The organism is Tardiphaga sp. 37S4 (assembly GCF_021044645.1).
GTDB lineage: Bacteria > Pseudomonadota > Alphaproteobacteria > Rhizobiales > Xanthobacteraceae > Tardiphaga > Tardiphaga robiniae.
The window spans coordinates 893,261-915,758 of sequence record NZ_CP088008.1 but is presented as its reverse complement, the minus strand read 5'-3'; the positions used below and the strand labels follow the sequence as shown (position 1 = coordinate 915,758).

At 61.8% G+C, this 22,498-nt stretch carries 20 protein-coding genes and 1 other RNA gene; 14 read left to right on the top strand and 7 right to left on the bottom strand.

The window, feature by feature from the left end; translation table 11 throughout:
* Positions 1-54: 54 nt before the first annotated feature.
* The 4 genes from ppk2 to LPB73_RS04380 all read left to right on the top strand — a co-directional run bounded on the left by ppk2 (position 55) and on the right by LPB73_RS04380 (position 5,296).
* Positions 55-981, top strand: a complete 927-nt coding sequence (gene ppk2, locus LPB73_RS04395; protein WP_092144861.1) for a polyphosphate kinase 2 — start codon at positions 55-57, stop codon at positions 979-981.
* 296 nt (positions 982-1,277) lie between these two features.
* Positions 1,278-1,739, top strand: a complete 462-nt coding sequence (locus LPB73_RS04390; RefSeq protein ID WP_199712107.1) for a (2Fe-2S)-binding protein — start codon at positions 1,278-1,280, stop codon at positions 1,737-1,739.
* Positions 1,740-1,748: 9 nt separating this feature from the next.
* Entirely contained in the window at positions 1,749-3,953 is a 2,205-nt protein-coding gene (locus LPB73_RS04385; RefSeq protein WP_231079733.1) for a xanthine dehydrogenase family protein molybdopterin-binding subunit, read from the top strand.
* Complete coding sequence (locus tag LPB73_RS04380) at positions 3,950-5,296, top strand: cytochrome c (RefSeq protein ID WP_231079732.1); 1,347 nt, start codon at positions 3,950-3,952, stop codon at positions 5,294-5,296. The genes LPB73_RS04385 and LPB73_RS04380 overlap by 4 nt, the downstream gene beginning before the upstream one ends.
* A gap of 6 nt (positions 5,297-5,302) precedes the next feature.
* Here the strand turns inward: LPB73_RS04380 and LPB73_RS04375 are convergent, their stop codons facing one another.
* From LPB73_RS04375 to LPB73_RS04355, 5 genes are all read right to left on the bottom strand, one after another.
* A complete protein-coding gene (locus tag LPB73_RS04375) occupies positions 5,303-6,127 on the bottom strand; it encodes a TIGR00282 family metallophosphoesterase (RefSeq protein WP_092144867.1) in 825 nt (274 codons plus the stop codon).
* 1 nt (position 6,128) lies between these two features.
* On the bottom strand, positions 6,129-6,716 hold the full coding sequence (locus LPB73_RS04370; RefSeq protein ID WP_092144869.1) for a 5-formyltetrahydrofolate cyclo-ligase: 588 nt from the start codon (positions 6,714-6,716) through the stop codon (positions 6,129-6,131).
* Between the two features lie 128 nt (positions 6,717-6,844).
* Positions 6,845-7,004: non-coding RNA, 6S RNA (ssrS, locus tag LPB73_RS04365), on the bottom strand.
* 61 nt (positions 7,005-7,065) lie between these two features.
* Positions 7,066-7,449 carry a cell division protein ZapA gene (locus tag LPB73_RS04360; RefSeq protein ID WP_068735170.1) on the bottom strand — a complete coding sequence of 128 codons (384 nt, stop codon included), beginning with the start codon at positions 7,447-7,449 and terminating at the stop codon, positions 7,066-7,068.
* Positions 7,450-7,455: 6 nt separating this feature from the next.
* Positions 7,456-7,785 (bottom strand): DUF4164 domain-containing protein, encoded by a 330-nt coding sequence (locus LPB73_RS04355; RefSeq protein WP_089265387.1) that lies wholly within the window; start codon positions 7,783-7,785, stop codon positions 7,456-7,458.
* 309 nt (positions 7,786-8,094) lie between these two features.
* Here LPB73_RS04355 and tkt point away from each other — a divergent pair, with 309 nt between their 5' ends.
* The 10 genes from tkt to LPB73_RS04305 all read left to right on the top strand — a co-directional run bounded on the left by tkt (position 8,095) and on the right by LPB73_RS04305 (position 18,021).
* Complete coding sequence (gene tkt, locus LPB73_RS04350) at positions 8,095-10,080, top strand: transketolase (RefSeq protein ID WP_092144871.1); 1,986 nt, start codon at positions 8,095-8,097, stop codon at positions 10,078-10,080.
* A 128-nt stretch (positions 10,081-10,208) separates the two neighbouring features.
* Complete coding sequence (gene gap / locus LPB73_RS04345) at positions 10,209-11,219, top strand: type I glyceraldehyde-3-phosphate dehydrogenase (RefSeq protein WP_092144873.1); 1,011 nt, start codon at positions 10,209-10,211, stop codon at positions 11,217-11,219.
* Between the two features lie 30 nt (positions 11,220-11,249).
* Positions 11,250-11,387, top strand: coding sequence for a hypothetical protein (locus tag LPB73_RS04340; RefSeq protein ID WP_231079731.1), 138 nt, complete (start codon positions 11,250-11,252; stop codon positions 11,385-11,387).
* A gap of 24 nt (positions 11,388-11,411) precedes the next feature.
* Positions 11,412-12,602: a phosphoglycerate kinase gene (locus LPB73_RS04335; protein ID WP_231079730.1), complete on the top strand. Its 1,191-nt coding sequence runs from the start codon at positions 11,412-11,414 to the stop codon at positions 12,600-12,602.
* Between the two features lie 86 nt (positions 12,603-12,688).
* Positions 12,689-12,922, top strand: coding sequence for a hypothetical protein (locus LPB73_RS04330; protein WP_120291709.1), 234 nt, complete (start codon positions 12,689-12,691; stop codon positions 12,920-12,922).
* A 181-nt stretch (positions 12,923-13,103) separates the two neighbouring features.
* Positions 13,104-14,171: a class II fructose-bisphosphate aldolase gene (gene fba / locus LPB73_RS04325; protein WP_093756799.1), complete on the top strand. Its 1,068-nt coding sequence runs from the start codon at positions 13,104-13,106 to the stop codon at positions 14,169-14,171.
* Positions 14,172-14,337: 166 nt separating this feature from the next.
* Entirely contained in the window at positions 14,338-15,363 is a 1,026-nt protein-coding gene (locus LPB73_RS04320) for a class I fructose-bisphosphate aldolase (RefSeq protein WP_231079729.1), read from the top strand.
* A 2-nt stretch (positions 15,364-15,365) separates the two neighbouring features.
* Positions 15,366-16,049, top strand: coding sequence for a thiamine phosphate synthase (locus LPB73_RS04315; protein WP_231079728.1), 684 nt, complete (start codon positions 15,366-15,368; stop codon positions 16,047-16,049).
* Positions 16,050-16,056: 7 nt separating this feature from the next.
* Positions 16,057-17,127, top strand: a complete 1,071-nt coding sequence (locus tag LPB73_RS04310) for a tetratricopeptide repeat protein (protein ID WP_231079727.1) — start codon at positions 16,057-16,059, stop codon at positions 17,125-17,127.
* A 102-nt stretch (positions 17,128-17,229) separates the two neighbouring features.
* Positions 17,230-18,021, top strand: coding sequence for an inositol monophosphatase family protein (locus LPB73_RS04305; protein WP_231079726.1), 792 nt, complete (start codon positions 17,230-17,232; stop codon positions 18,019-18,021).
* A gap of 66 nt (positions 18,022-18,087) precedes the next feature.
* Here the strand turns inward: LPB73_RS04305 and LPB73_RS04300 are convergent, their stop codons facing one another.
* Entirely contained in the window at positions 18,088-21,246 is a 3,159-nt protein-coding gene (locus tag LPB73_RS04300) for a multidrug efflux RND transporter permease subunit (protein WP_231079725.1), read from the bottom strand.
* Between the two features lie 10 nt (positions 21,247-21,256).
* Entirely contained in the window at positions 21,257-22,471 is a 1,215-nt protein-coding gene (locus LPB73_RS04295; protein ID WP_089265398.1) for an efflux RND transporter periplasmic adaptor subunit, read from the bottom strand.
* Positions 22,472-22,498 lie beyond the last annotated feature (27 nt).

Here is a 22,498-nt window from a genome sequence, read left to right as displayed (position 1 = left end):
TGACATTTGCATCGGTCCATAACCGTGAACCCATTCGATACAAGCGGAGCTGCCATGACCGAACATTCCCTCGACGACGCGCAAGCAATCCACGACCGCATTCGTGCAGAGATGCTGGACGGCTTCGATGAAGAACTCGAGCTCGAGATCGACGACGATCGTCTCGACGCCCTGACCAACGAAATGTCCGACCACAGCCCGGCGGAGACCATCGAGCGACGCCTCTATTTCAAGGAACTGTTCCGCCTGCAGGGCGAATTGGTGAAGCTGCAGAGCTGGGTGCAGCAGAACAAGCTCAAGGTCGTGGTGATCTTCGAGGGTCGCGATTCCGCTGGCAAGGGTGGCGTTATCAAGCGGATCACCCAGCGGCTTAATCCGCGCGTCTGCCGCGTTGCCGCACTCCCCGCGCCGAATGAGCGCGAACGCACCCAATGGTACTTCCAGCGTTACGTCTCGCATCTCCCCGCCGGCGGCGAGATCGTGCTGTTCGATCGTAGCTGGTACAACCGCGCCGGCGTCGAGCGCGTGATGGGTTTCTGCACCGAAGATGACGTGGAGGAATTCTTCCGCTCGGTGCCGGAATTCGAACGCATGCTGGTGCGCTCGGGCATCATCCTGGTCAAATACTGGTTCTCGATCACCGACGAAGCGCAGCACTTGCGCTTCTCGATGCGTATCGCCGACCCGCTCAAACAGTGGAAGCTCAGCCCGATGGATGTCGAGGCGCGCACCCGCTGGGAGCAATACACCAAAGCCAAGGAAGCGATGCTCGAGCATACGCATATTCCGGAAGCCCCGTGGCATGTGGTGCAGGCCGTCGACAAGAAGAAGGCGCGCTTGAACTGCATCGCGCATCTGCTCGAACAGCTTCCCTATCAGGAGGTCGAGCATCCGCCCGTGGTCCTGCCTGCACGCGTGCGCAATCCCGACTATCACCGCACGCCGGTGCCAGCCGAAATGTATGTGCCGGAGCGGTACTAGCCCCACAGTCGGCAGATTGCGTAACGTTTTTCGGGCAGGCCGAGCCTAACGCAACCGCAATATTCTTTTGAATAAAAGTCATCCGACGCCCACGAAGAGGGCGTCGGATGACGTCGCGCAGATTTTACCGCGATTTATCCGACAGACACGCTCGCGCGACATACAAACCAATGTATAGTCCTGCTGCATCTTATTGCTGCTTTTGAAATGATGACCGTACGCCTATAGTACCGTCGTTGGTCGATGACGAACCATTCGCCATTGCATCATCGAGTCGAGCAAACGGGGGTCTCACTGTGGCAAATCTCAATATCAACGGCGAGCAGAAGTCCTTCGACGCACCAGACGACATGCCCCTGCTCTGGGTGCTGCGCGATATTCTCGGCATGACCGGCACAAAATTCGGCTGCGGCGTTGCGCTATGCGGGGCATGCACCGTGCATGTCGACGGCAAGGCCGTGCGCTCCTGTCTGCTGCCGGTCAGTGCGGTGAGCGGACGCGCCATCACCACAATCGAAGGCGTCGGCACCACACCGGTCGGCGCCAAGGTGCAGAAGGCCTGGCTCGATCTCGAAGTCATTCAATGCGGTTACTGCCAGTCCGGGCAGATCATGTCGGCGGCCGCGCTCCTCGCTTCTACGCCGACCCCAGACGATTCTGACATCGATGCCGCCATGGCCGGAAATATCTGTCGCTGCGGCACCTATGTCCGGGTGCGTGAAGCCATCAAGCATGCTGCCTCCGAACGGCAAACCTAGGAGTCGGTCATGAAACTTGCAGACAACATGCTTGTCGCGGCCAGTCCTGCAAACAAGCCTTCTGGCCTGTCACGGCGCAATCTGCTCGCTGGCGCCTTTGCCGGTGGCTTTATGTTTGCCTTCCAGCTTCCGGTCCGCGCGGCCAATGAGCCGACGCAACCTCCCGATACGACGGAGGGCAAATTCGCCCCCAACGCCTTCATCCGCATCGACACTACCGGCAAGACGACACTGGTGATGCCGCAAGTCGAGATGGGGCAAGGCATCTATACCGCCATCGCCATGATCCTCGCCGAAGAGCTCGACGCCGAATATGCGCAGATCACGCTGGAACATGCACCGCCCAGCGACAAGCTCTACGGCAATCCAATTTTCATCATCCAGGCGACCGGCGGATCGACTTCGGTGCGCGCATTCTGGAAACCGCTGCGCAATGCCGGGGCAACCGCGCGTGCGATGCTGGTGCAAGCCGCAGCCGAACAGTGGCAGGTCGAACCTGCGAGCTGCACGGCGTCGAATGGGCAAGTGATGCATACGGCCAGCGGGCGCAAATTGTCCTATGGCGAGTTGTGCGACGCCGCCGGCAAACTCACGCCGCCGAAGGACGTCGCGCTCAAGGACCCGAAAGACTTCTCGGTGATCGGCAAGCCGCTGAAGCGCTTCGACACGCCGGACAAGGTCAACGGCAAGACGATCTACGGTATCGACGCGATGGTGCCGGGCATGACATTCGCGACACTGGCACAATGCCCGGTGTTCGGCGGCAAAGTCGCCAAGGTCGATGACCGCGCGGCGAAGAAGATTCCGGGCGTGCGGCAGATCGTGGTGCTCGACGACCTCGTGGCCGTGGTCGGCGACCACATGTGGGCCGCCAAGTCTGGGCTCGAAGCACTCGACATCACCTGGGACGAAGGGCCCAACGCGAAGATCAGTTCGAAGGACATCTGGGCGCATTTGCGCACGGCCAGCGAGACGGACGGCGTAATCGCCAAATCCGTCGGCAACATCGCCAAGGGTCTCGCGACCGGCGAACGGATCGACGCGTCCTACGAGATGCCGTTCCTTGCGCACGCGACCATGGAGCCCTTGAATTGCACGGTGCACTTCAAGGGTGATTCCTGCGAGGTCTGGACGGGCACGCAGATCATGTCGCGGGTGCAATCCGAAGCCGCCAAGGCCGCGAGCCTACCGATCGACAAGGTCACAGTAAATCAGCACATGATTGGCGGCGGCTTCGGCCGGAGGCTTGAGCCCGACATGGTCGTGGCGGCGGTGCGCATCGCCAAACAGGTCAATGGACCGGTCAAGGTGGTGTGGACCCGCGAAGAGGACATCCAGCACGACATTTATCGCCCCGTCTATCGCGACAACATTTCGGCGACACTGTCCAACGGCAAAGTGGTCGGCTTCAAGTACAAGATCGCAGGCTCGGCCGTGATCGCGCGTTGGCTGCCGCCTGCGTTCCAGAAGGGCATTGACATCGACGCCATCGATAGTGCCGCGGACCAGCCCTACGACTTCCCGCATTTCCAGTGTGAATATGTCCGTGTCGAACCACCGGCGGTGCCGACCGGCTTCTGGCGCGGCGTCGGCCCGAACAATAACGTGTTCGCGATCGAGAGCTTCATGGATGAGCTCGCTCGCAAGGCCGGCAAGGATCCCGTCGTGTTCCGGCGTGAATTGCTCGGCAAGGCACCACGGATGCTGGCGGCCCTCAATCTCGCGGCGGAGAAGGCCAACTGGGGTCAGCCGCTGCCAGCGCGCGTCGGACGCGGCGTGAGCATCCAGCCCACCTTCGATACTTCGATCGCGACTGTGGTCGAAGCGGAGGTGGATTCTCAGGGCGAGATCCGTCTGCGTCAGGTCAACGTGGCGGTCGACACCGGCATCGCTGTCAATCCCGACACCATCGTGGCGCAGATCGAAGGCGGCATCGTGTTCGGCCTCACCGCCGCGCTCTATGGCGACATCACCATCGAGAAGGGGCGCGTGCAGCAGTCCAATTTCCACGACTATCGCATGCTTCGGATCGACCAGATGCCGAAAATCAATATCCACCTCATCAAGAGCGGCGAGGCGCCCGGCGGCATAGGCGAGTGCGGCGTGATCGGCGGACCGCCGGCACTGCGCAATGCGATCTATGCCGCGACTGGCGTTGCGCTGCGGAGGATGCCGATCGACCGCGATGCGATCGCCGAAAGGAAGAAGTCATGACGCCCGCCGCACGTCGCATTCTCGGCAGCGTCATTGTGATCGGTGTCGTGGCTGCAGCCAGCGCCGCGCTCTATGTTCGCGGTCCCGGACCGATGTCGTTCTCTGGTGGGCCGAAAGTAGCGCTGGCCGACTACAAGGGCGCCAATCCCACCGGCGTTCCCGCCATCATGACCAACGCCAGCCCGATCGAACGCGGTGAATATCTCGCGCGTGCGGCGGATTGCATGGTCTGCCACACTGCACCCGGCGGCAAGGAATATGCTGGCGGCTTCGCATTCAAACTGCCGTTCGGCACGCTGTATTCGACCAACATCACGCCGGACAAAGAGACAGGCATCGGCAACTACACCGATCAGCAGTTTCTCGACGCCGTTCGAAGCGGCAAGCGCCACGACGGCGCCCGGCTCTATCCGGCGATGCCCTATACGTCCTACACTTACATGACCGATGCGGACACGCTCGCGGTCAAGGCCTATCTGTTCAGCCTCGCACCGGTGCGCGCAGCGCCGCCTGAGAATACGCTTGCCTTTCCGTTCAATCAGCGCTGGGCAATGACGTTCTGGTCGGCATTGTTCAATTCCGATACGCGCTTCGAACCCGATACGTCGCAAAGCCCGGAATGGAACAGGGGCGCCTATCTCGTCGAAGCGCTGGCGCATTGCGGCGAATGCCATACCCCGCGCAATCTCGGCTTCGCACTCGACAACCGCAAGAAATTCGCTGGCGCCCTGACCGCCGGATGGCGGGCCTTCAATATCACCTCGGACAAAACGACAGGCCTTGGCAACTGGAGCGACGACGATGTCGTTTCCTATTTGTCGATCGGACATGCCAAAGGTCACGGCACCGCTTCCGGGCCGATGGGCGAAGCGGTGGACCACAGTTTCAGCAAGATGGCGCCGACGGATATCAAGGCGATGGTCGCATTCCTGCGCACAGTGCCGGCGCTGCCCTCACCTGATCTGCCCACGAAACTCGCGCCACCCGCACCGCCCTCGCACAGGGACGGCATGACAGCGAACGCGCTTGGCAAGACGGTCTTCCAGGGCGCCTGCGTGAGCTGCCATGGCTGGACAGGCGAGAGCGCACTCTCGCCCATGGCCACGCTGACTGGCGCGTGGGCCGTTAACGATCCCGGCGCGACGAACGTGGCGCAGATCGTGATCTCCGGCACCAAGCGGCATACGCCGCAAGGCGCACTCTCGATGCCAGCTTTCGGCAAGAGCCATTCAGACATGGAGATCGCGGCTGTCGCGAATTACGTGACCGCGCGCTTCGGCAGCAAGGGATCGCAGATCACGGCAAGCGATGTCGCGGATTTGCGCAAGCAGACGGAGCAGTAGGCTGAACTAGTTCAGCCAGAACTCGGGCACGGCCTGCGACAGCCGGCCACCGAGCCGCACCGGCGCAATGCGTGATGCGAGGCCGGTCTTGTCATCGGTTTCGACCGCAACGCCCGACAAGGTCGCCGGGCCGAAGGCGGGCTCGAAACGGCCGGAGGGAATGCCGGTCGTGAAGCGCCTGACAGGCTCCTCCTTCTGCATGCCGATCACGGAATCATAGTCGCCGGTCATGCCGGCATCGGTCATGTAGGCGGTGCCGCCTGCGAGGATCTGATGATCAGCGGTCGGCACATGCGTATGCGTGCCGACGACAAGGCTCACGCGGCCATCACAGAAGTAACCCATGCCCTGCTTTTCGCTCGAGGCTTCGCCGTGGAAATCCACCACGATGGCGTCCGCGGCTTCCACCAGCGGACAGGCATCGATCTCTTTGCCGACAGCGCTGAACGGATCGTTGAGTGGCTCCATGAAGACACGCCCCATGGCGTTGATTACAAGCGCACGCGCACCGTTCTTGGCGTCGATCAGCGCAGCGCCGCGGCCCGGCGTGTGGCGCGGGAAATTCAACGGACGGATCAGACGCGGCGCGCGTTCGATGAAGACCAGCGCCTCTTTCTGATTCCAGGCGTGATTGCCGAGCGTCACCGCATCGGCGCCGGCGTCGACAAGATCATTATAGATCGTCTCGGTGATACCGAAGCCGCCGGCGGCGTTCTCGCCATTGATGATGACAAGATCGAGCTTCCAGTCGCGGATCAGACCCGGCAGTTTTTCGAGGATCACCACGCGGCCGGTTTTGCCGACCACGTCGCCGATGAAGAGAATACGCAAGTCAGATGCTCCGAAAATCGATCGTCCGGGTTTCGGTTAGCACATAATCCAGCGCCACGTCGTGTGGTTGCATGGGAATGGCCTCGATTTCCTGGGTGTCGAAGGCCACGCCCACGGCGATAAATGGCTTGATGGCGTGCAGTTGCGCGAAGGTGCGATCGTAATGCCCCGCGCCATAGCCAATGCGGTGGCCGGCGCGGTCGAATGCCGCGAGTGGTACCAGCAGGATATCGGGGATCAGTGGCGGCGCGTCCGGTGCTGGTTCCGGAATGCCCAGTGAACCGCGCACCAACGCATCGTTCGGGCTCCAGATCCGGAACATCAGGGGCTCATCACGGGCGATGATCACCGGGAGCGCCAGTCGCGCCCCCTGGGCGGCGAGATGCTGCATCAGCGGAATTGGATCGATCTCGCTGCGGATGGGAGAATAGCCGGCGACGATGTCGCCGGCCCTGACCGGAAAAGGCAGCCCACGCGCTGCGATGGCTTGTGCGGCTGCCGACCGTTCGGCCTCGCTCAGCGCCGTGCGGCGTGCCAGCGCGGCGATGCGGAGCTCAATCTTTGTTGGAGTGGGCGGCGTGTCGGACATGCCATACGATATGCTGTCCGCAGGGCCTGCGGAAGCGCAGCACCGGTCTTCGCGATCATATTTGGCGATCGAGGCTAAGATTGCACGGCAAACGCCACGCAAGGCCACAGCCATCAAAAAAGTAAAAGTGCGAAGCCACGATGGCCGTTGAAGCACTCGATCCCGGAGCACCTACGAAAGTAGGTGGGCACCATGTGACCAGGTCCACGGACCTGGTCAGGGACAGTTCCCTGAAGGATCGATAAGGCCCCGGGGATATATGGCTCCTGACGCGCGACGCAGCCTCGCCTGAGCAATGTAGGGGTTATGAGACGGATGCGCCAGTGCCCGCTTGGCATCAAAGCCTGCGTTATCCAATAGCAACGCCGCCGCCGATGGTGCGGTTGAGCACCTGGGTGGTCTTCTCGATCCGCTCTGCCGCAGCATTCAGGGCCGCGGCAACCGCCGTCTGCGTCGCCCGTGCGCGATCTGCGGCGACAACGCGCACATCGCGCAATGCGGCGAGTTCTTCCTGCAGGGCACGGATCTGCTGATTGGCATCGACCAGTTCGTCGGCAATGGTCAGCGCCGCCATCACCGTCAACCGCGCATCACCGATCTCACCGAATTTGCCGCGCAGGTTTTCGACGCGGGATTCAAGACTTTCCGCCAGCCGCAGCAGGCGGGTCTCCTGCCCCTCCTCGCAGGCCATGCGATATTGCCGGCCATTGATCGTAACGTTGACGTGGCTCATCTCGCTTTACTCATGCGCGTTGTCAGTCGCCAGTACCGCGCGGATGGTGCCGATGGCGGTGTCGAGCTTGTCGGCGATGTCGCGGTTGGCACGCTCCAGCCGGCGCGATTTCACCAGCGTGCCATCAAGCTCATCCGCCAGCCGGGACCGGTCGGCGCCAAGCGCCTGAATGCGGGTGGCCAGCTCATCCTCGTCGCGATCCGCCTCACGGCGGCGCTCGACCGCACTTTCCAGAGCATCCAGCGCTGCCATCAACCGCCGCGTGGCAGAGTCGATCTCGGCCGCACCGCCATTAGCGGGATCGGAGGCTGTGAGATGGGCGGGTCGTTCGATCATACTGGGTTACGCGGGACCTTGGGTGTGATGCGACGGGAGCTCAAAAACCACGGCTCCGCAAGCCTTTAGGCCCTGAAACTTAGGTTGCAAGCGAGCCGGACGCAACAAAGCTTAAAAGCTATGCACCGCAAAGCCGACAAAAACCGCCGGTAGATATCCACAGACCAGAACTGTCCGGGAGACCTTGGACTCCCAGGAACCCAGATGCTATCCACCAGTTTCTCCTAAGCGATCCCAACATCTCGCTGCAGACCGCCCCTCTTGCGGACGCAGAATATTCCATTCCCTTCAATTTAGACGGAAACCGACATGGCGCAGGTTGATCACTCGAAAATGGCCAACGCGATTCGTGCCCTCGCCATGGACGGCGTGGAAAAGGCCAAATCCGGTCACCCTGGGCTGCCGATGGGCGCCGCCGACGTCGCCACCGTGCTGTTCACACAGTTCCTCAAATTTGACGCAGCCGATCCGAAGTGGCCGGATCGCGATCGCTTCATCCTCTCGGCCGGTCACGGCTCGATGCTGCTCTATGCCCTGCTCTATCTGACGGGCAACAAGGAGATGACGCTCGACCAGCTGAAGAACTTCCGCCAGCTGCATTCCAAAACTCCGGGTCATCCCGAGAATTTCCACACCTCAGGCGTCGAGACCACCACGGGTCCGCTCGGTCAGGGCATCGCCACCTCCGTTGGCTTCGCGCTCGCCGAGCGCATGCTGGCCGCCGAATATGGCGATATCGTCGATCACTACACTTACGTGCTGTGCTCCGACGGTGACCTGATGGAAGGTGTCAGCCACGAAGCTCTGGCCATGGCCGGTCATCTCAAGCTGTCGAAGCTGATCTTCCTCTATGACGACAACGGCATTTCCATCGACGGTCCGCTGTCGCTTGCCGACAGCGTCGATCAGGTCGCACGCTTCAAAGCCCATGGCTGGAATGCCGTGCATGTCGATGGCCACGACCAGGTCGCCATCGCCGCTGCGATCAAGCAAGCGCAGGCGTCCGACCGCCCATCGATGATCGCCTGCAAGACCAAGATTGGCTTTGGCGCACCAACCCGCGCCGGTACCTCGAAGGCCCACGGCGAACCGCTCGGCGCGGAAGAACTCGCAGGCGCCAAGAAGGCACTGGACTGGAATTACGGCCCGTTCGAGGTGCCCGATGATATCCTGCAGGCCTGGCGCAATGTCGGCAAGCAGGGCGCATCGGCGCACGCGGACTGGCAGAAGCGTTTTGATGCCCTTCCGGACGACAAGCGCAGCGAATTCACCCGCCGCAACGATCACGTTCGACCGACAGCCATGGCGGACGCGATCCTCACGCTGAAGAAGAAGCTGATCGCCGAGCCGCAGACCGTCGCGACTCGCAAGGCGAGCGAACTCGCGCTCGAAGCGCTGGTACAGGTCGTGCCGGAAATGGTGATCGGTTCGGCCGATCTCACGCCATCGAACAACACCCGCACCAAGGGCGCCATCGAAGTGAAGCCCGGCGAATTCAAGGGTCGCTACATTCACTACGGCATTCGCGAAATGGGCATGGCCGCAGCCATGAACGGCATCGCGCTGCATGGCGGCTTCATCCCGGCCGGCGCGACCTTCATGTGCTTCACCGACTATGCGCGACCGGCGATGCGCATCTCGGCGCTGGCGCAGATCCCGGTCATCTACATCATGACCCATGACTCGATCGGTCTCGGCGAAGACGGCCCGACCCACCAGCCGGTGGAGCATCTGGCCGCGATGCGCGCGATGCCGAACATGCGCGTGTTCCGCCCCGCGGACACCGTCGAGACCGCCGAATGCTGGCAGCTCGCCATGGAGAAGACCAACGGCCCAACCATGCTGGCCCTGTCGCGCCAGAACCTGACGCCGGTGCGCACCACCCATCACGACGACAATCTCTGCGCCGCCGGCGGCTATGAGTTGATCGCGGCCAAGGGCAAAGCCGCCGTGTCGATCTTCGCCTCGGGTTCGGAAGTCGAGATCGCAGTCGCTGCGCAGAAGCAACTGGCCGACAAGGGCATCGCGACGCGGGTCGTATCGGTCCCCTCGCTCGAACTACTGCTGGAGCAGCCTGAAGAGCGCCAGAAGGCGATCATTGGCGACGCGCCGATCAAGATCGCCGTCGAAGCCGCGGTCCGGTTCGGCTGGGATGCCGTGATCGGACACGATGGCACCTTCATCGGCATGAAGGGCTTCGGCTCGAGCGCGCCGGCCAAGGAGCTTTACAAGCTGTTCGGCATCACGGCCGAGGCCGTGGTCGAGGCTGCAACCAGCAAGCACAACGCGGCTTAACTCTATCGGAACGCTGGTAAATTTGACACATTGCACCAGCGTTCCATTCAGGGCATGAAACGCCCGTCACACGTCACTATATGAAGGCCCTCACGCGAGGTTTGAGCCTAATAAAAGGGAGAAGTTGAATGGCAGTCCGGGTTTCGATCAACGGTTTTGGCCGCATCGGCCGCAACGTCCTGCGGGCGATCTACGAGTCCAAGCGCACCGACATCGAAGTCGTCGCCATCAACGATCTGGGGCCGGTTGAAACCAACGCCCACCTGCTGCGCTTCGACAGCGTGCATGGCCGCTTCCCCGGCGACGTCACCGTCGACGGCGACAGCATCCAGCTTGGCAACGGCAACAAGATCAAGGTCACTGCGGTGCGCGATCCGAACACGCTGCCGTGGAAGGATCTCGGCATCGATATCGCGCTCGAATGCACCGGCATCTTCAGCGCCAAGGCGAAGGCGACGTCGCATCTGACCGCAGGCGCCAAGCGCGTGCTGGTTTCGGCTCCGTCCGATGGTGCTGATGCCACGATCGTCTACGGCGTCAACCACAAGACCCTGACCAAGGAGCATCTGGTCGTTTCCAACGGTTCGTGCACCACCAACTGCCTGGCGCCTGTCGCCAAGGTGCTGAACGAGACCGTCGGTATCGAAACCGGCTTCATGACCACGATCCACGCTTACACCGGCGACCAGCCGACGCTGGACACGCTGCATAGCGATCTCTATCGCGGCCGCGCCGCTGCGATGTCGATGATTCCGACCTCGACCGGCGCCGCGAAGGCCATCGGCCTTGTGATGCCCGAACTGGCCGGCAAGCTCGATGGCGTTTCGATCCGCGTGCCGACCCCGAACGTCTCGGTGGTCGATCTCAAGATCATCGCCAAGAGGAGCACCACCAAGGAAGAGATCAACGAAGCGATCAAGAAGGCTGCGGCCGGCGAGCTGAAGGGCGTGCTCGGCACCACTTCGCACCCGAACGTGTCGATCGACTTCAATCACGATCCGCATTCGTCGACCTTCGCCTTCGACCAGACCAAGGTGCAGAACGGCACGCTGGTGCGCGTGCTCTCCTGGTACGACAACGAGTGGGGCTTCTCCAACCGCATGGCCGATACCGCCGTCGCGATGGGCAAGCTGCTCTAAAATATACTTGGCAACGAACAGGAGACTGGAATGGCACTTCCGTGGTGGATTGTTATTCCAGTCGGCATCCTTTTCGTTGCCTTTATCGTTTTCGCGCTCCGCCAAGGCGCGACGGTGAATACTGACCCTGAAAGTACACCGCCGAGCTATCCGGGCGAGCAACCTTAAACTTCAAGAACGGCCCAATCTCGCATGGCAACATTTCGCACCCTCGACGACGTCGATGTGAAGTCCAAGCGCGTTCTCGTGCGCGTCGATCTCAACGTACCCATGGATGGTGGCAAGGTTACCGACGCAACGCGGCTTGAACGCATCGCGCCGACCATCACCGAAATTTCCGACAAGGGCGGCAAGGTCATCCTGCTCGCGCATTTCGGCCGCCCCAAGGGCCGCGACGACAAGAACTCACTGAAGCCCGTTGCTACGGCACTTGCCGATGTGATCAAGAAGCCGGTCGCCTTTGCCGACGACTGCGTCGGCGACGTCGCAGCCAAGGCCGTTGGCGCCATGAAGGACGGCGACATTCTCTGCCTCGAGAACACGCGCTTCCATTCCGCTGAGGAGAAGAACGATCCGGCTTTCGTCGCCGAACTCGCCAAGCTTGGCGATATCTGGGTCAATGATGCATTCTCGGCTGCACATCGCGCCCACGCCTCCACCGAAGGCCTCGGCCACAAGCTGCCCGCCTATGCCGGCCGCACCATGCAGGCCGAGTTGGACGCCCTCGGCAAGGCGCTGGACGCGCCGACCAAACCGGTGATCGCCATCGTCGGCGGCGCCAAGGTCTCGTCGAAGATCGATCTCCTCGAAAATCTCGTCACCAAGGTCGATGCGCTCGTGATCGGTGGCGGCATGGCCAACACCTTCCTGCATGCGCAGGGTGTCAAGGTCGGCAAGTCGCTGTGCGAGAAAGATCTTGCCGCCACCGCGCTGCGGATCATCGACAAAGCTGAAGCGTCGGGCTGCGCCATCATCCTGCCGGTGGACGCCATCGTCGCATTCCACTTCGCCGCCAATACCCCGTCTCACGCCTACGGCCTTGATGCGATCCCAGATGAGGGCATGATCCTCGACGTTGGTCCGCAGTCGATCGAACGCATCAACTCGGCCATCGACGATGCCGCCACGCTGGTCTGGAACGGTCCGGTCGGCGCGTTTGAAATGACGCCGTTCGATCGCGGCACGGTTGCCGGCGCCAAACACGCCGCGGCGCGCACCAAGGCGAAGAAGCTGATTTCAGTAGCCGGCGGCGGCGACACGGTGGCCGCGCTCAATCACGCCGGCGTCGCCGATGACTTCTCCTACATCTCGACCGCCGGCGGCGCCTTCCTCGAATGGATGGAAGGCAAGCCGCTGCCGGGCGTGGAAGTATTGAAGAAGTAGCAGCGGTACATTTTTGCCCGCAAGACTTGTGGGCGCCGCAATGTTTATGGTATGTTCTTTCTATGAGCGAGAATGTGCAAACAGCAATGTTCGAGATCCTGAAGAAAATTCAGGGTGATGTTGCTGCGTTTCGCGGGGCGGCCGATAAACGTTTCGAGCAAGTCGATAGCCGTCTGGAGCGCGTCGAGACGTTAGTGCGCAAACAACGCCGTGATGGCGCTGCGATGCTGGTCATGATGCGTTCAGCAGCCGGTGATTTCGAAGAGCGGCTTGCAGCCGTAGAGCAGCAGATCGCTTTGCTAGACGCCAGCGAGCACTGACGTTCGGAAATACTAACGCGTTGGGAATTCCATTAGCTGGAACGCTGGGCCATCGTGGCGATTAACGTCGGCTTGTATGCGCGACTGATGGCGTCTTGGATTCGCCGTCTCCTCGCGCTAAGAGCCATATATCCCTCGGCGCGGCGTTTGCGCCTGTCCCAATTTACAAGGAGCTTCCTGCATGGCCCGTATTACGTTGCGTCAACTGCTCGATCACGCGGCAGAACACGATTACGGAGTGCCGGCCTTCAATATCAACAATATGGAACAGGCGCTGGCGATCATGGACGCGGCCAACTCCGTCGATGCGCCGGTGATCATCCAGGCCTCCCGCGGCGCCCGCTCCTACGCCAATGACATCATGCTCAAGCACATGATGGACGCGGTCACCGAAATCTATCCGCACATTCCCGTCTGCGTGCATCTCGATCACGGCAACGAAGCAGCAACCTGCATGACCGCAATCCAGGCCGGCTTCACCTCGGTGATGATGGACGGTTCGCTGAAAGCGGACGGTAAGACGGCGGCGGACTGGGACTACAATGTCGGCGTGACCAAGACCGTCACTGATATGGCGCATCTCGGCGGCATCTCGGTGGAAGGCGAACTCGGCGTGCTCGGCTCGCTGGAGAGCGGCATGGGCGAGGCCGAAGACGGCCATGGCGCCGAAGGCCAACTCAGCCATGACCAGTTGCTGACCAATCCCGATGAGGCCGTGAAGTTCGTCAAAGAAACTCAGGTCGACGCGCTGGCGATTGCCATGGGCACTTCGCACGGCGCCTACAAGTTCACCCGCAAGCCGGACGGCGATATTCTCGCCATGAACGTGATCGAGGAAATCCACCGCAAGCTGCCGAACACCCATCTGGTGATGCACGGCTCATCCTCGGTCCCGCAGGACCTGCAGGATATCATCAACAAGTTCGGCGGCCAGATGAAGCCGACCTGGGGCGTCCCGGTGTCGGAAATCCAGCGCGGCATCAAGCACGGCGTGCGCAAGATCAACATCGACACCGACAACCGGATGGCCATGACCGGCCAGATCCGCAAGGTGCTGAGCGAGAACCCCAGCGAATTCGACCCGCGCAAATATCTGAAGCCGGCGATGGAAGCGATGGTCAAGCTCTGCAAGCAGCGCCTGCAGGAATTCAATACCGCCGGCCAGGCCAGCAAGATCAAAAAGGTGCTGACCACGGCCGAAATGGCCAAGCGTTACGCATCGGGCGAGCTGAACGCGAAGATCGCCTGAGCCCAAACTGCCAATTGACTGTGTTTCAGCCTGCCATACAGCCTATGGCAGGCTGAATTTTTGCCGGAATCGGATGCGGACGGGCTCATTGGCCAGCCAGATGCTCGGATTTTGCCCGAGAACGGTCTAGATTGACCTGCAGGACTAGCCCGCTCAGGACATGCCCATGAATCTCGCCGAACTCAACAAAATCGCCCGCGCCATGACCGCGCCGGGCAAGGGCTTGCTTGCCGCAGATGAATCGTCAGGCACGATCAAGAAGCGCTTCGATGCGATCAGCGTCGAGTCGACCGAGGACAACCGCCGCGATTACCGTGAAATGCTGTTTCGCTCGCGCGAGGCGATGAGCAGCTACATTTCCGGCGTGATCCTCTACGACGAGACCATCTGGCAAAACGCCAAGGATGGCACGCCGCTGGTGCGGCTTATCGAGGAAGCCGGCGCCATTCCCGGCATCAAGGTCGATGAGGGCACGCAGGCCTTGCCGAACTGTCCCGGTGAGCTCGTCACAGCGGGCCTCGACAAGCTCGCCGAGCGTCTTGCCAAATATTACGCGCGCGGCGCGCGCTTCGCAAAGTGGCGCGCGGTGATCGATATCGGTGCCGGGATTCCCTCGATGACCGCAATCTCCGTCAACGCGCACGCGCTCGCTCGCTATGCAGCACTATGCCAAGCAGCTCAGATCGTCCCGATCGTCGAGCCCGAAGTGCTGATGGACGGCGATCACGACATCGACCGCTGCGTTGAGGTGACGCAGCGCGTACTCAACAAGACGTTCCAGGAATTGCGGGTCCAGCGGGTCGCGCTGGAAGGCATGATCCTGAAGCCGAACATGGCCGTCTCTGGCAAGAAGTCGAAGACGCAGGCTGGTGTGGCTGAAGTGGCCGAGAAGACCGTGCGCATGCTGAAGAACTGCGTGCCCGCATCGGTGCCCGGCATCGCATTCCTCTCCGGCGGCCAATCTGACGAAGATGCGACCGCGCATCTCGACGCCATGAACAGGATCGGCAGCCTGCCCTGGCCACTGACATTCTCCTATGGCCGCGCGCTCCAGGCAGCGCCGCAAAGGGCATGGTCCGGCAAAGCCAACAATGTGCCCGCCGGTCAGCAGGCCTTCACCCATCGTGCACACATGAATTCACTCGCCAGCAAGGGCGAGTGGACGACTGATCAAGAACAGAAGGCACTATAATCTTGGCTTCCAAACCCGTCCCGCCACCGCCGATGCCGCGCCTCTATCTCGCGACGCCCGTCGTCGAGGATCCGTCAGTGCTGGCGGCGAACCTACCTGCTCTTCTTGAGAGAGCAGATGTCGCTGCCGTCCTGGTGCGACTGGCGACGACCGACCAGCGCACCATGATCACGCGCATCAAGGCGCTGGCGCCTGTCATCCAGACCAACGGCGCCGCGATGCTGGTCGAAGGCAATGTCGAGCTCGTCGCACGCGGCGGCGCCGATGGCGCGCATCTGCCCGGTCTCGCTCCCCTGCAGGATGCACTCCCCTCGCTGAAGCCTGATCGCATTGCAGGCTGCGGCGGATTGTCGACGCGCCATAATGCGATGGCAGCGGGCGAGGCCGGTGCCGATTACGTGCTATTCGGCGAACCCGACCCGAACGGCCAGCGCCCATCGGCTGACGCCATTGTCGAGCGCCTTCAGTGGTGGGCCGAATTGTTCGAACCGCCTTGCGTAGGCTTTGCCACAACGCTCGATGAGGCCAGGGAATTCGCAGCTGCCGGCGCTGACTTCGTGCTGGTCGGCGACGTCATCTGGAACGACGCGCGCGGTGCTGCTGCAGCCTTGATGGACGCAGAGAAGGCAATCCAGCAGGGATACGCGACGCTCGTCTCGGGGCAGTCCAAGGTCGAACAGGAATAACGCCGGAATGAAAATTCTGCGTTCCCTCACTGTAATTGCCGGCTGCCTGACCTGGGCAGCCAGCGCGACCGCGCAGATTTCGCTGACACCGCCGGGGGTGCAAACGCCACCACCGGCTGCAAGCAAGGCAGCTCCAAAAAAGGCGCCGGCACCGGCGAAAGCGCCAACAGCAGCGAAGAAAGCTCCTGCGCCGCCTGCTGAAAAGCCCGCGCAGCCTGCAGAAGCCGCACCAACCGACCCCAATGCCGACCTGGTCTATGGCGCCTATCAACGCGGTCAGTACAAGACCGCTTTCGACCTCGCGAGCAAACGCGCGCAGGAGAACAACGATCCGAAGGCGATGACCATGCTTGGCGAACTCTACGCCAATGCACTGGGGGTAAAACGCGACTATGCGAAAGCTGCAGAATGGTATCAGCGCGCGTCGGAACGCGGCGACCGCGAGGCCATGTTCGCACTGGCGATGCTGCGACTGTCGGATCGCGGCAATGTCGGCAAACGCGATGAGGCCGTGAAGCTGCTGGCATCCTCCGCCAAGCTCGGTAATCCGAAGGCCGCCTACAATCTGGCGCTGCTCTATCTCGACGGACAGACGCTGCCGCAGGACGTCAAGCGTTCGGCCGAATTGCTCCGCGTCGCCGCCGATGCCGGTAACCCCGAAGCGCAATACGCGCTGGCGACGTTCTACAAGGAAGGGACCGGGGTCGAGAAAAGCATCGACAAGGCGGTCCGTCTACTCCAGGCGGCATCCTTGGCCGACAATGTCGACGCCGAGGTCGAATATGCCATTGCGCTCTATAACGGCACGGGAACCCCCAAGAACGAGGCTGCGGCCATCGCCCTGCTTCGCAAGGCCTCCAAACAGAACAGCCCGATCGCCCAGAACCGCCTCGCCCGGGTGCTGGCGCTCCGCACCAATACAGACGACCGGCTGGAAGGTCTGAAATGGCACATCGTCGCCAAAACCGCCGGAAAGGGGGACCTGATGCTCGACGAGCTTCTGGCCCAGGCCACCCCCGAGGAAAAGACCAAGGCCCAGGAAGCCGCCAAGAAGTGGCTGGGCACGACCCAGAAATGACCCCTGTAGCGATCTTGCCTTGACGAGATGCCGCCCGCAGGGCACCCATCGCCTCAGCAACCCCCAATCAGACCTGCCGTCAGGTCGTCGTGAGACGAACGCATGATCAATTCAGCCCTTATGAACGTGATGGTGAAAGCCGCGCGCCGCGCCGGCCGTAGCCTGAAGCGCGACCTCGGCGAGATCGAGAACCTGCAGGTCTCGATGAAGGGCCCCGCCAATTTCGTCAGCCTCGCCGACAAGCGGGCCGAGGAGATGCTCTATACGGACCTCAACAAGGCCCGCCCGGGCTATGGCTTCCTCGGTGAGGAGGGTGGCAACCGTGACGGCACCGACAAGAGCCACACCTGGATTGTCGATCCGCTCGATGGCACCACCAACTTCCTGCACGGCATCCCGCAATTCGCAGTCTCGATCGGTCTGGCGCGCGAAGGTCAGGTGATTGCCGGCCTGATCTACAATCCGGCCAATGACGAACTCTATATGGCCGAGAAGGGCTCGGGCGCGTTCCTCAACGACACCCGCCTGCGCGTCGCCGGCCGCAAGCAACTCAACGAATGCGTCATCGCCTGCGGCCTGCCGCATATCGGCCGCGGCGACTTCGAATTGTCACGCAACGAAATGGCCGCGTTGCAGCCAAAGGTCGCGGGCCTGCGCCGCTTCGGCGCGGCCTCGCTCGATCTGGCTTTCGTGGCAGCCGGTCGCCTCGATGGCTATTGGGAGCGCAACCTGCAGCCTTGGGACATCGCTGCCGGCCTGATCCTGATCAAGGAAGCCGGCGGTACTGTTGGCGATATCAATGGCGGTGATGTGCTGACGACCGGCAACATCGTTGCCGGCAACGAGTTCGTCCACGGCGCTCTAACGAAGATCCTGCGGCCGCTGACGAAGTAAGATTGATCGCTCGAATACAAAAAGCCCGGATGGCGTTGCGCCATTCGGGCTTTTTGTATGATTGCCTTAGCTGTGCGACACGGACGGCGATGCGCTCGGCTCGTCCTGCTTTGCCTCTTCCGTCTTCGGCGCCTTGTCCGGCGAGAACAGCCTCTGCACCGACACGAAGAACACCGGCACCATCAGCAGCGCCAGGATCACCACCGCGATCATGCCGCCGGTGACCGATGTACCTAGCGCCTGCTGGCTGGCACCGCCGGCGCCCGATGCAACGACCATTGGCAACACACCGCAGATAAAGGCGAGACCGGTCATCACGATCGGCCGGAACCGCAGGAAGCACGCTTCCATCGTGGCATCCACCAGCGACTTGCCCTGCGCGCGCAGGTCCTTGGCGAATTCGATAATCAGAATCGCGTTCTTGGCCGCGAGACCGATGATCGTAATCAGACCCACCGTGAAATACACGTCGTTCGGCAGGCCCCGCAAATTCGCCGCCAGCACGGCGCCAACGATGCCGAGCGGCACCGTCATCAGCACGGCCACCGGGATCGTCCAGCTCTCATAAAGCGCTGCGAGCACCAGGAACACCACCAGCGCTGACAGCGCGAGCAGGAACGGCGCCTGCGAGCCGGACAGCTTCTCCTGCAGCGACTGGCCGGTCCACTCGAAGCCGAAACCGCGCGGCAACAGGCCAGCCAGACGCTCCATCTCCTTGATGGCGTCGCCCGAGGTGAAACCGGGCCGTGCCTCGCCGGAGATTCGCACCGCCGGATAGAAGTTGAAGCCGGCAATCTGGGTCGGACCCTTCGCCCATTCCACAGTGGCAAAGGACGAGAACGGCACCAGCTGCCCGCGGCTATTCTTGACATTGTAGTTCAGAATGTCGGCGGCGTTCATCCGGTTGGCGGCCTCGGACTGCACCACGACGCGCTGCATACGGCCGCGGTTCGGGAAGTCGTTGATGTAGTTCGAACCGAGATTGGTCGAGATCGTGCTGTTGATATCCTCGAAGGTGACGCCGAAGGCGCCTGCCTTTTCGCGGTCGATCATCAGATTGACCAATGGCGCTGGTGGCAGACCTTCGACGAACACCTTCTGCAACACCGGGCTGGCATTGGCGTCTGCAATCAGCTTGTCGGATGCAGCATTAAGCGCGACGAACCCCTTCTGGCCGCGGTCCTGGAGGCGGAAGCTGAAGCCTGAAGAGTTGCCGAGGTTATCGATCGGCGGCGGCTGCAAAGCGGAGATCTTGGCGTCGCGGATCGACGACAATTCCCGATTGATATCGTTGACAAGCGCCGCGGCGGAATCGCCGGGCGGGCGTTCAGCCCAGTCCTTCAGGGTGATAAAGGCCTGCGCGGTGTTCATACCCTGCCCGAGGAAGCTGAAGCCGGTGAGGAACACGACGCTCTCGATGCCGGAACGCTTCTTCAGATATGCCTCGACCTTCTCGATGGCGCCCTCGGTGCGAGCGAACGAGGAGTCCGACGGCGTCTGCACGTCAGTGGTGATGAAGCCCTGATCGTCGATCGGCAGAAAGCCGCCGGGCATCCGCATGAAGCCCCAGGTCAGTCCGACGAGCAGCGCGACATAGACGATCAGCAAGCGTCCGGTGCGCTGAATCGACCAGCCCACCGTCCTCGAATAGCCGTCGCGGGTAGCGTCGAGCTTGCGGTTGAACCAGCCGAACACGCCCTTCTTGGCATGGCCGCGTCCTTCCTTGATCGGCTTTAGGAAGGTTGCGCAAAGCGCCGGCGTCAGCGACAGCGCCAGCAGCGCGGAGAACGCAATCGAGGCGACCATGGTGACCGAGAACTGGCGGTAGATGATGCCCACTGAGCCGGGGAAGAACGCCATCGGCACGAACACGCCGATCATCACCAGCGTGACACCGATGATGGCGCCAGAGATCTGGCCCATCGCCTTCTTGGTGGCTTCCTTCGGCGGAAGCCCCTCCTCGCTCATAATGCGCTCGACGTTCTCGACCACGACGATGGCATCGTCGACGAGGATGCCGACAGCCAGCACCATGCCGAACATGGTCAGCATGTTGATCGAATAGCCGGCCAACAACAGCATCGTACAGGTGCCGAGCAGCGCGATGGGCACGACGATGGTCGGGATCAGCGTGTAGCGGAAATTCTGCAGGAAGATGAACATCACGATGAAGACGAGGACAACCGCCTCGATCAGCGTCATCACCACCTTCATGATCGATGCTTTGACCACCGGTGTGACATTGTACGGAATGTCATAGGCGATGTTCGCAGGGAAGAAGTTCGACAGCTCCTTCATCTTGGCTTCGATGGCGGAGGCCGTCGCCAGCGCGTTGCCCTTCGGGGACATCAGCACCGACAGACCGGCCGTCGGCTGGCCGTTCAGGCGCGTGGTGAACTGGTAGCTGAGGCCGCCGATCTCGATACGGGCGACGTCGCGGAGCCGCACGGTCGAGCCATCGGAATTGGCGCGTAGCACGATGGCGCCGAATTCTTCCGGCGTGGAGAGCTGGCCTTTGACGAGCACCAGCGACGACGTCTTGGTGGTCGCTGTCGACGGCTCGGCACCGACGCTGCCGGAGGCAACCTGGGCGTTCTGCGCCGTGATCGCCTTGTTCACGTCGTCGGAGGTCAGATTGTAGCCAACGAGTTTGGCGGGATCGACCCAGACGCGCAGCGAGCGCTCGGTGGAATACAGCGAGGCACGGCCGACGCCCGGAATACGACGAATTTCACCGAGGATGTTACGGATCATGAAGTCGCCGAGGCCGACTTCATCCAGGCCGTTATCGGTGGAGCGCAGCGTGATGATGTTCAGCACCGCGGCAGAAGCTTCCTCGACCAGGATGCCCTGCTGGATCACTGCACGCGGCAGACGCGCTTCCACGCGCTTCAGGCGGTTCTGCACTTCGACCGACGCCTGGCTGGTATCGGTGCCGGGCTGGAAGTTCGCGATGATTTCGACGGCACCCAGCGAGTCGCTGGTCGATTCGAAGTTCAGGATGCCCGCAGCGCCGTTGAGCTCCTCTTCAATCAGCCGCGTCACGCTGTTGTAGAGATTCTCCGGAGACGCACCGGGATAGCTGGTCGAGATCGAAATCGATGGCGGCGCTATGATCGGATACTGCGCAATCGGCAGCTGCGGAATCGCGATGGCGCCGAAAAGACAAATGAAAAGCGCGACGACCCAGGCAAAAATCGGCCTGTCGATGAAAAAACTAGCCATGTCGATTTACTCAGGGACGCGCTTGAGTGGTTTTCTGCCCCTCGGGCGGCAGACCCGCAGTGGCATTCGCATCAGTCCAGGCGGTCGCCTTGACCTTGTCGCCTGCAGCGAATTTCTGGAAGCCCTCAACCACGACGCGCTCGCCGCCCTTCAGGCCTTCAGTCACGAACCACTGACCGTCCTGCACGGCACCCGTTCGTACCATCTGGACCGCAACATGACCGTCATCCTTGACGACGAAAACTTCGGCGCCGCCACCGCCATTGCGCTGCACTGCCTGCTGCGGAACGGCAATGGCGTCGGTGTCGATACCCTGCTCAATCTGCACGCGGACATACATACCCGGTAACAGCTCACGCTTCGGGTTCGGAAATTCGCCGCGCAGCGTTACCTGACCCGTAAAGGTGTCGACCTTGGCTTCGGAGAACAGCAGCTTGCCCGGCAGCGAATAGAGCGTGCCGTCGTCAAGCATCAGTCTCACCTTGGCCGCGCCAGGCGCGATCCGCTCGAGATCGCCGGTCTCGAAAGAGCGGCGCAAGTTATTCAATTCGGACACCGACTGCGTGAAATCAGCATAGATCGGATCGAGCTGCTGAATGGTGGCGAGATTCGTATTGTCGTTCTGCGCGAGCAGCGCACCTTCGGTCACCAGAGCGGCTCCGACAATGCCGTCGATCGGCGCGCGGATGGTTGCATAGTCCAGATTGAGGCGCGCACGCGCGACGTCGGCTTTCTTGGATGCAATCTCGGCTTCAGCCTGACGCTGCGCACCGACTGCTTTCTCGGCTTCCGCTTCGGAGACTGCTTTTTGCAGTGCAAGACCCGACACGCGCTTGGCCTGCATCGATGCGAGGTCATAGGCAGCTTCCGCCTTGTGAAGCGACGCCTTTGCGGACTGCAATTCCACCTCGAACGGCTTCGGATCGATGCGATACAGCGTGTCACCCGCCTTCACCTCGGTGCCCTGATGAAACGCGCGCTCGATGATAATACCCGACACACGCGAACGCACATCGGCAACGCGCGTCGGCGCAATACGTCCGGGCAATTCGCGAACCAGCGCACGTCGCTGTTGCGTAACGGAAATGATGCTGACTTCAGGCTCACTCACCTGCGGCGGCGCTGACGCCACCGCGTCCTTGGGTTCGTTGCATCCTGCGAGCACGGGCGCGAGTCCCGCCAGCAGAAGCGCGAAGCCTGCAGAGCGTGCGTTCAACATCGTCATTTACTTTGATATCCCAAGTTGCGAATT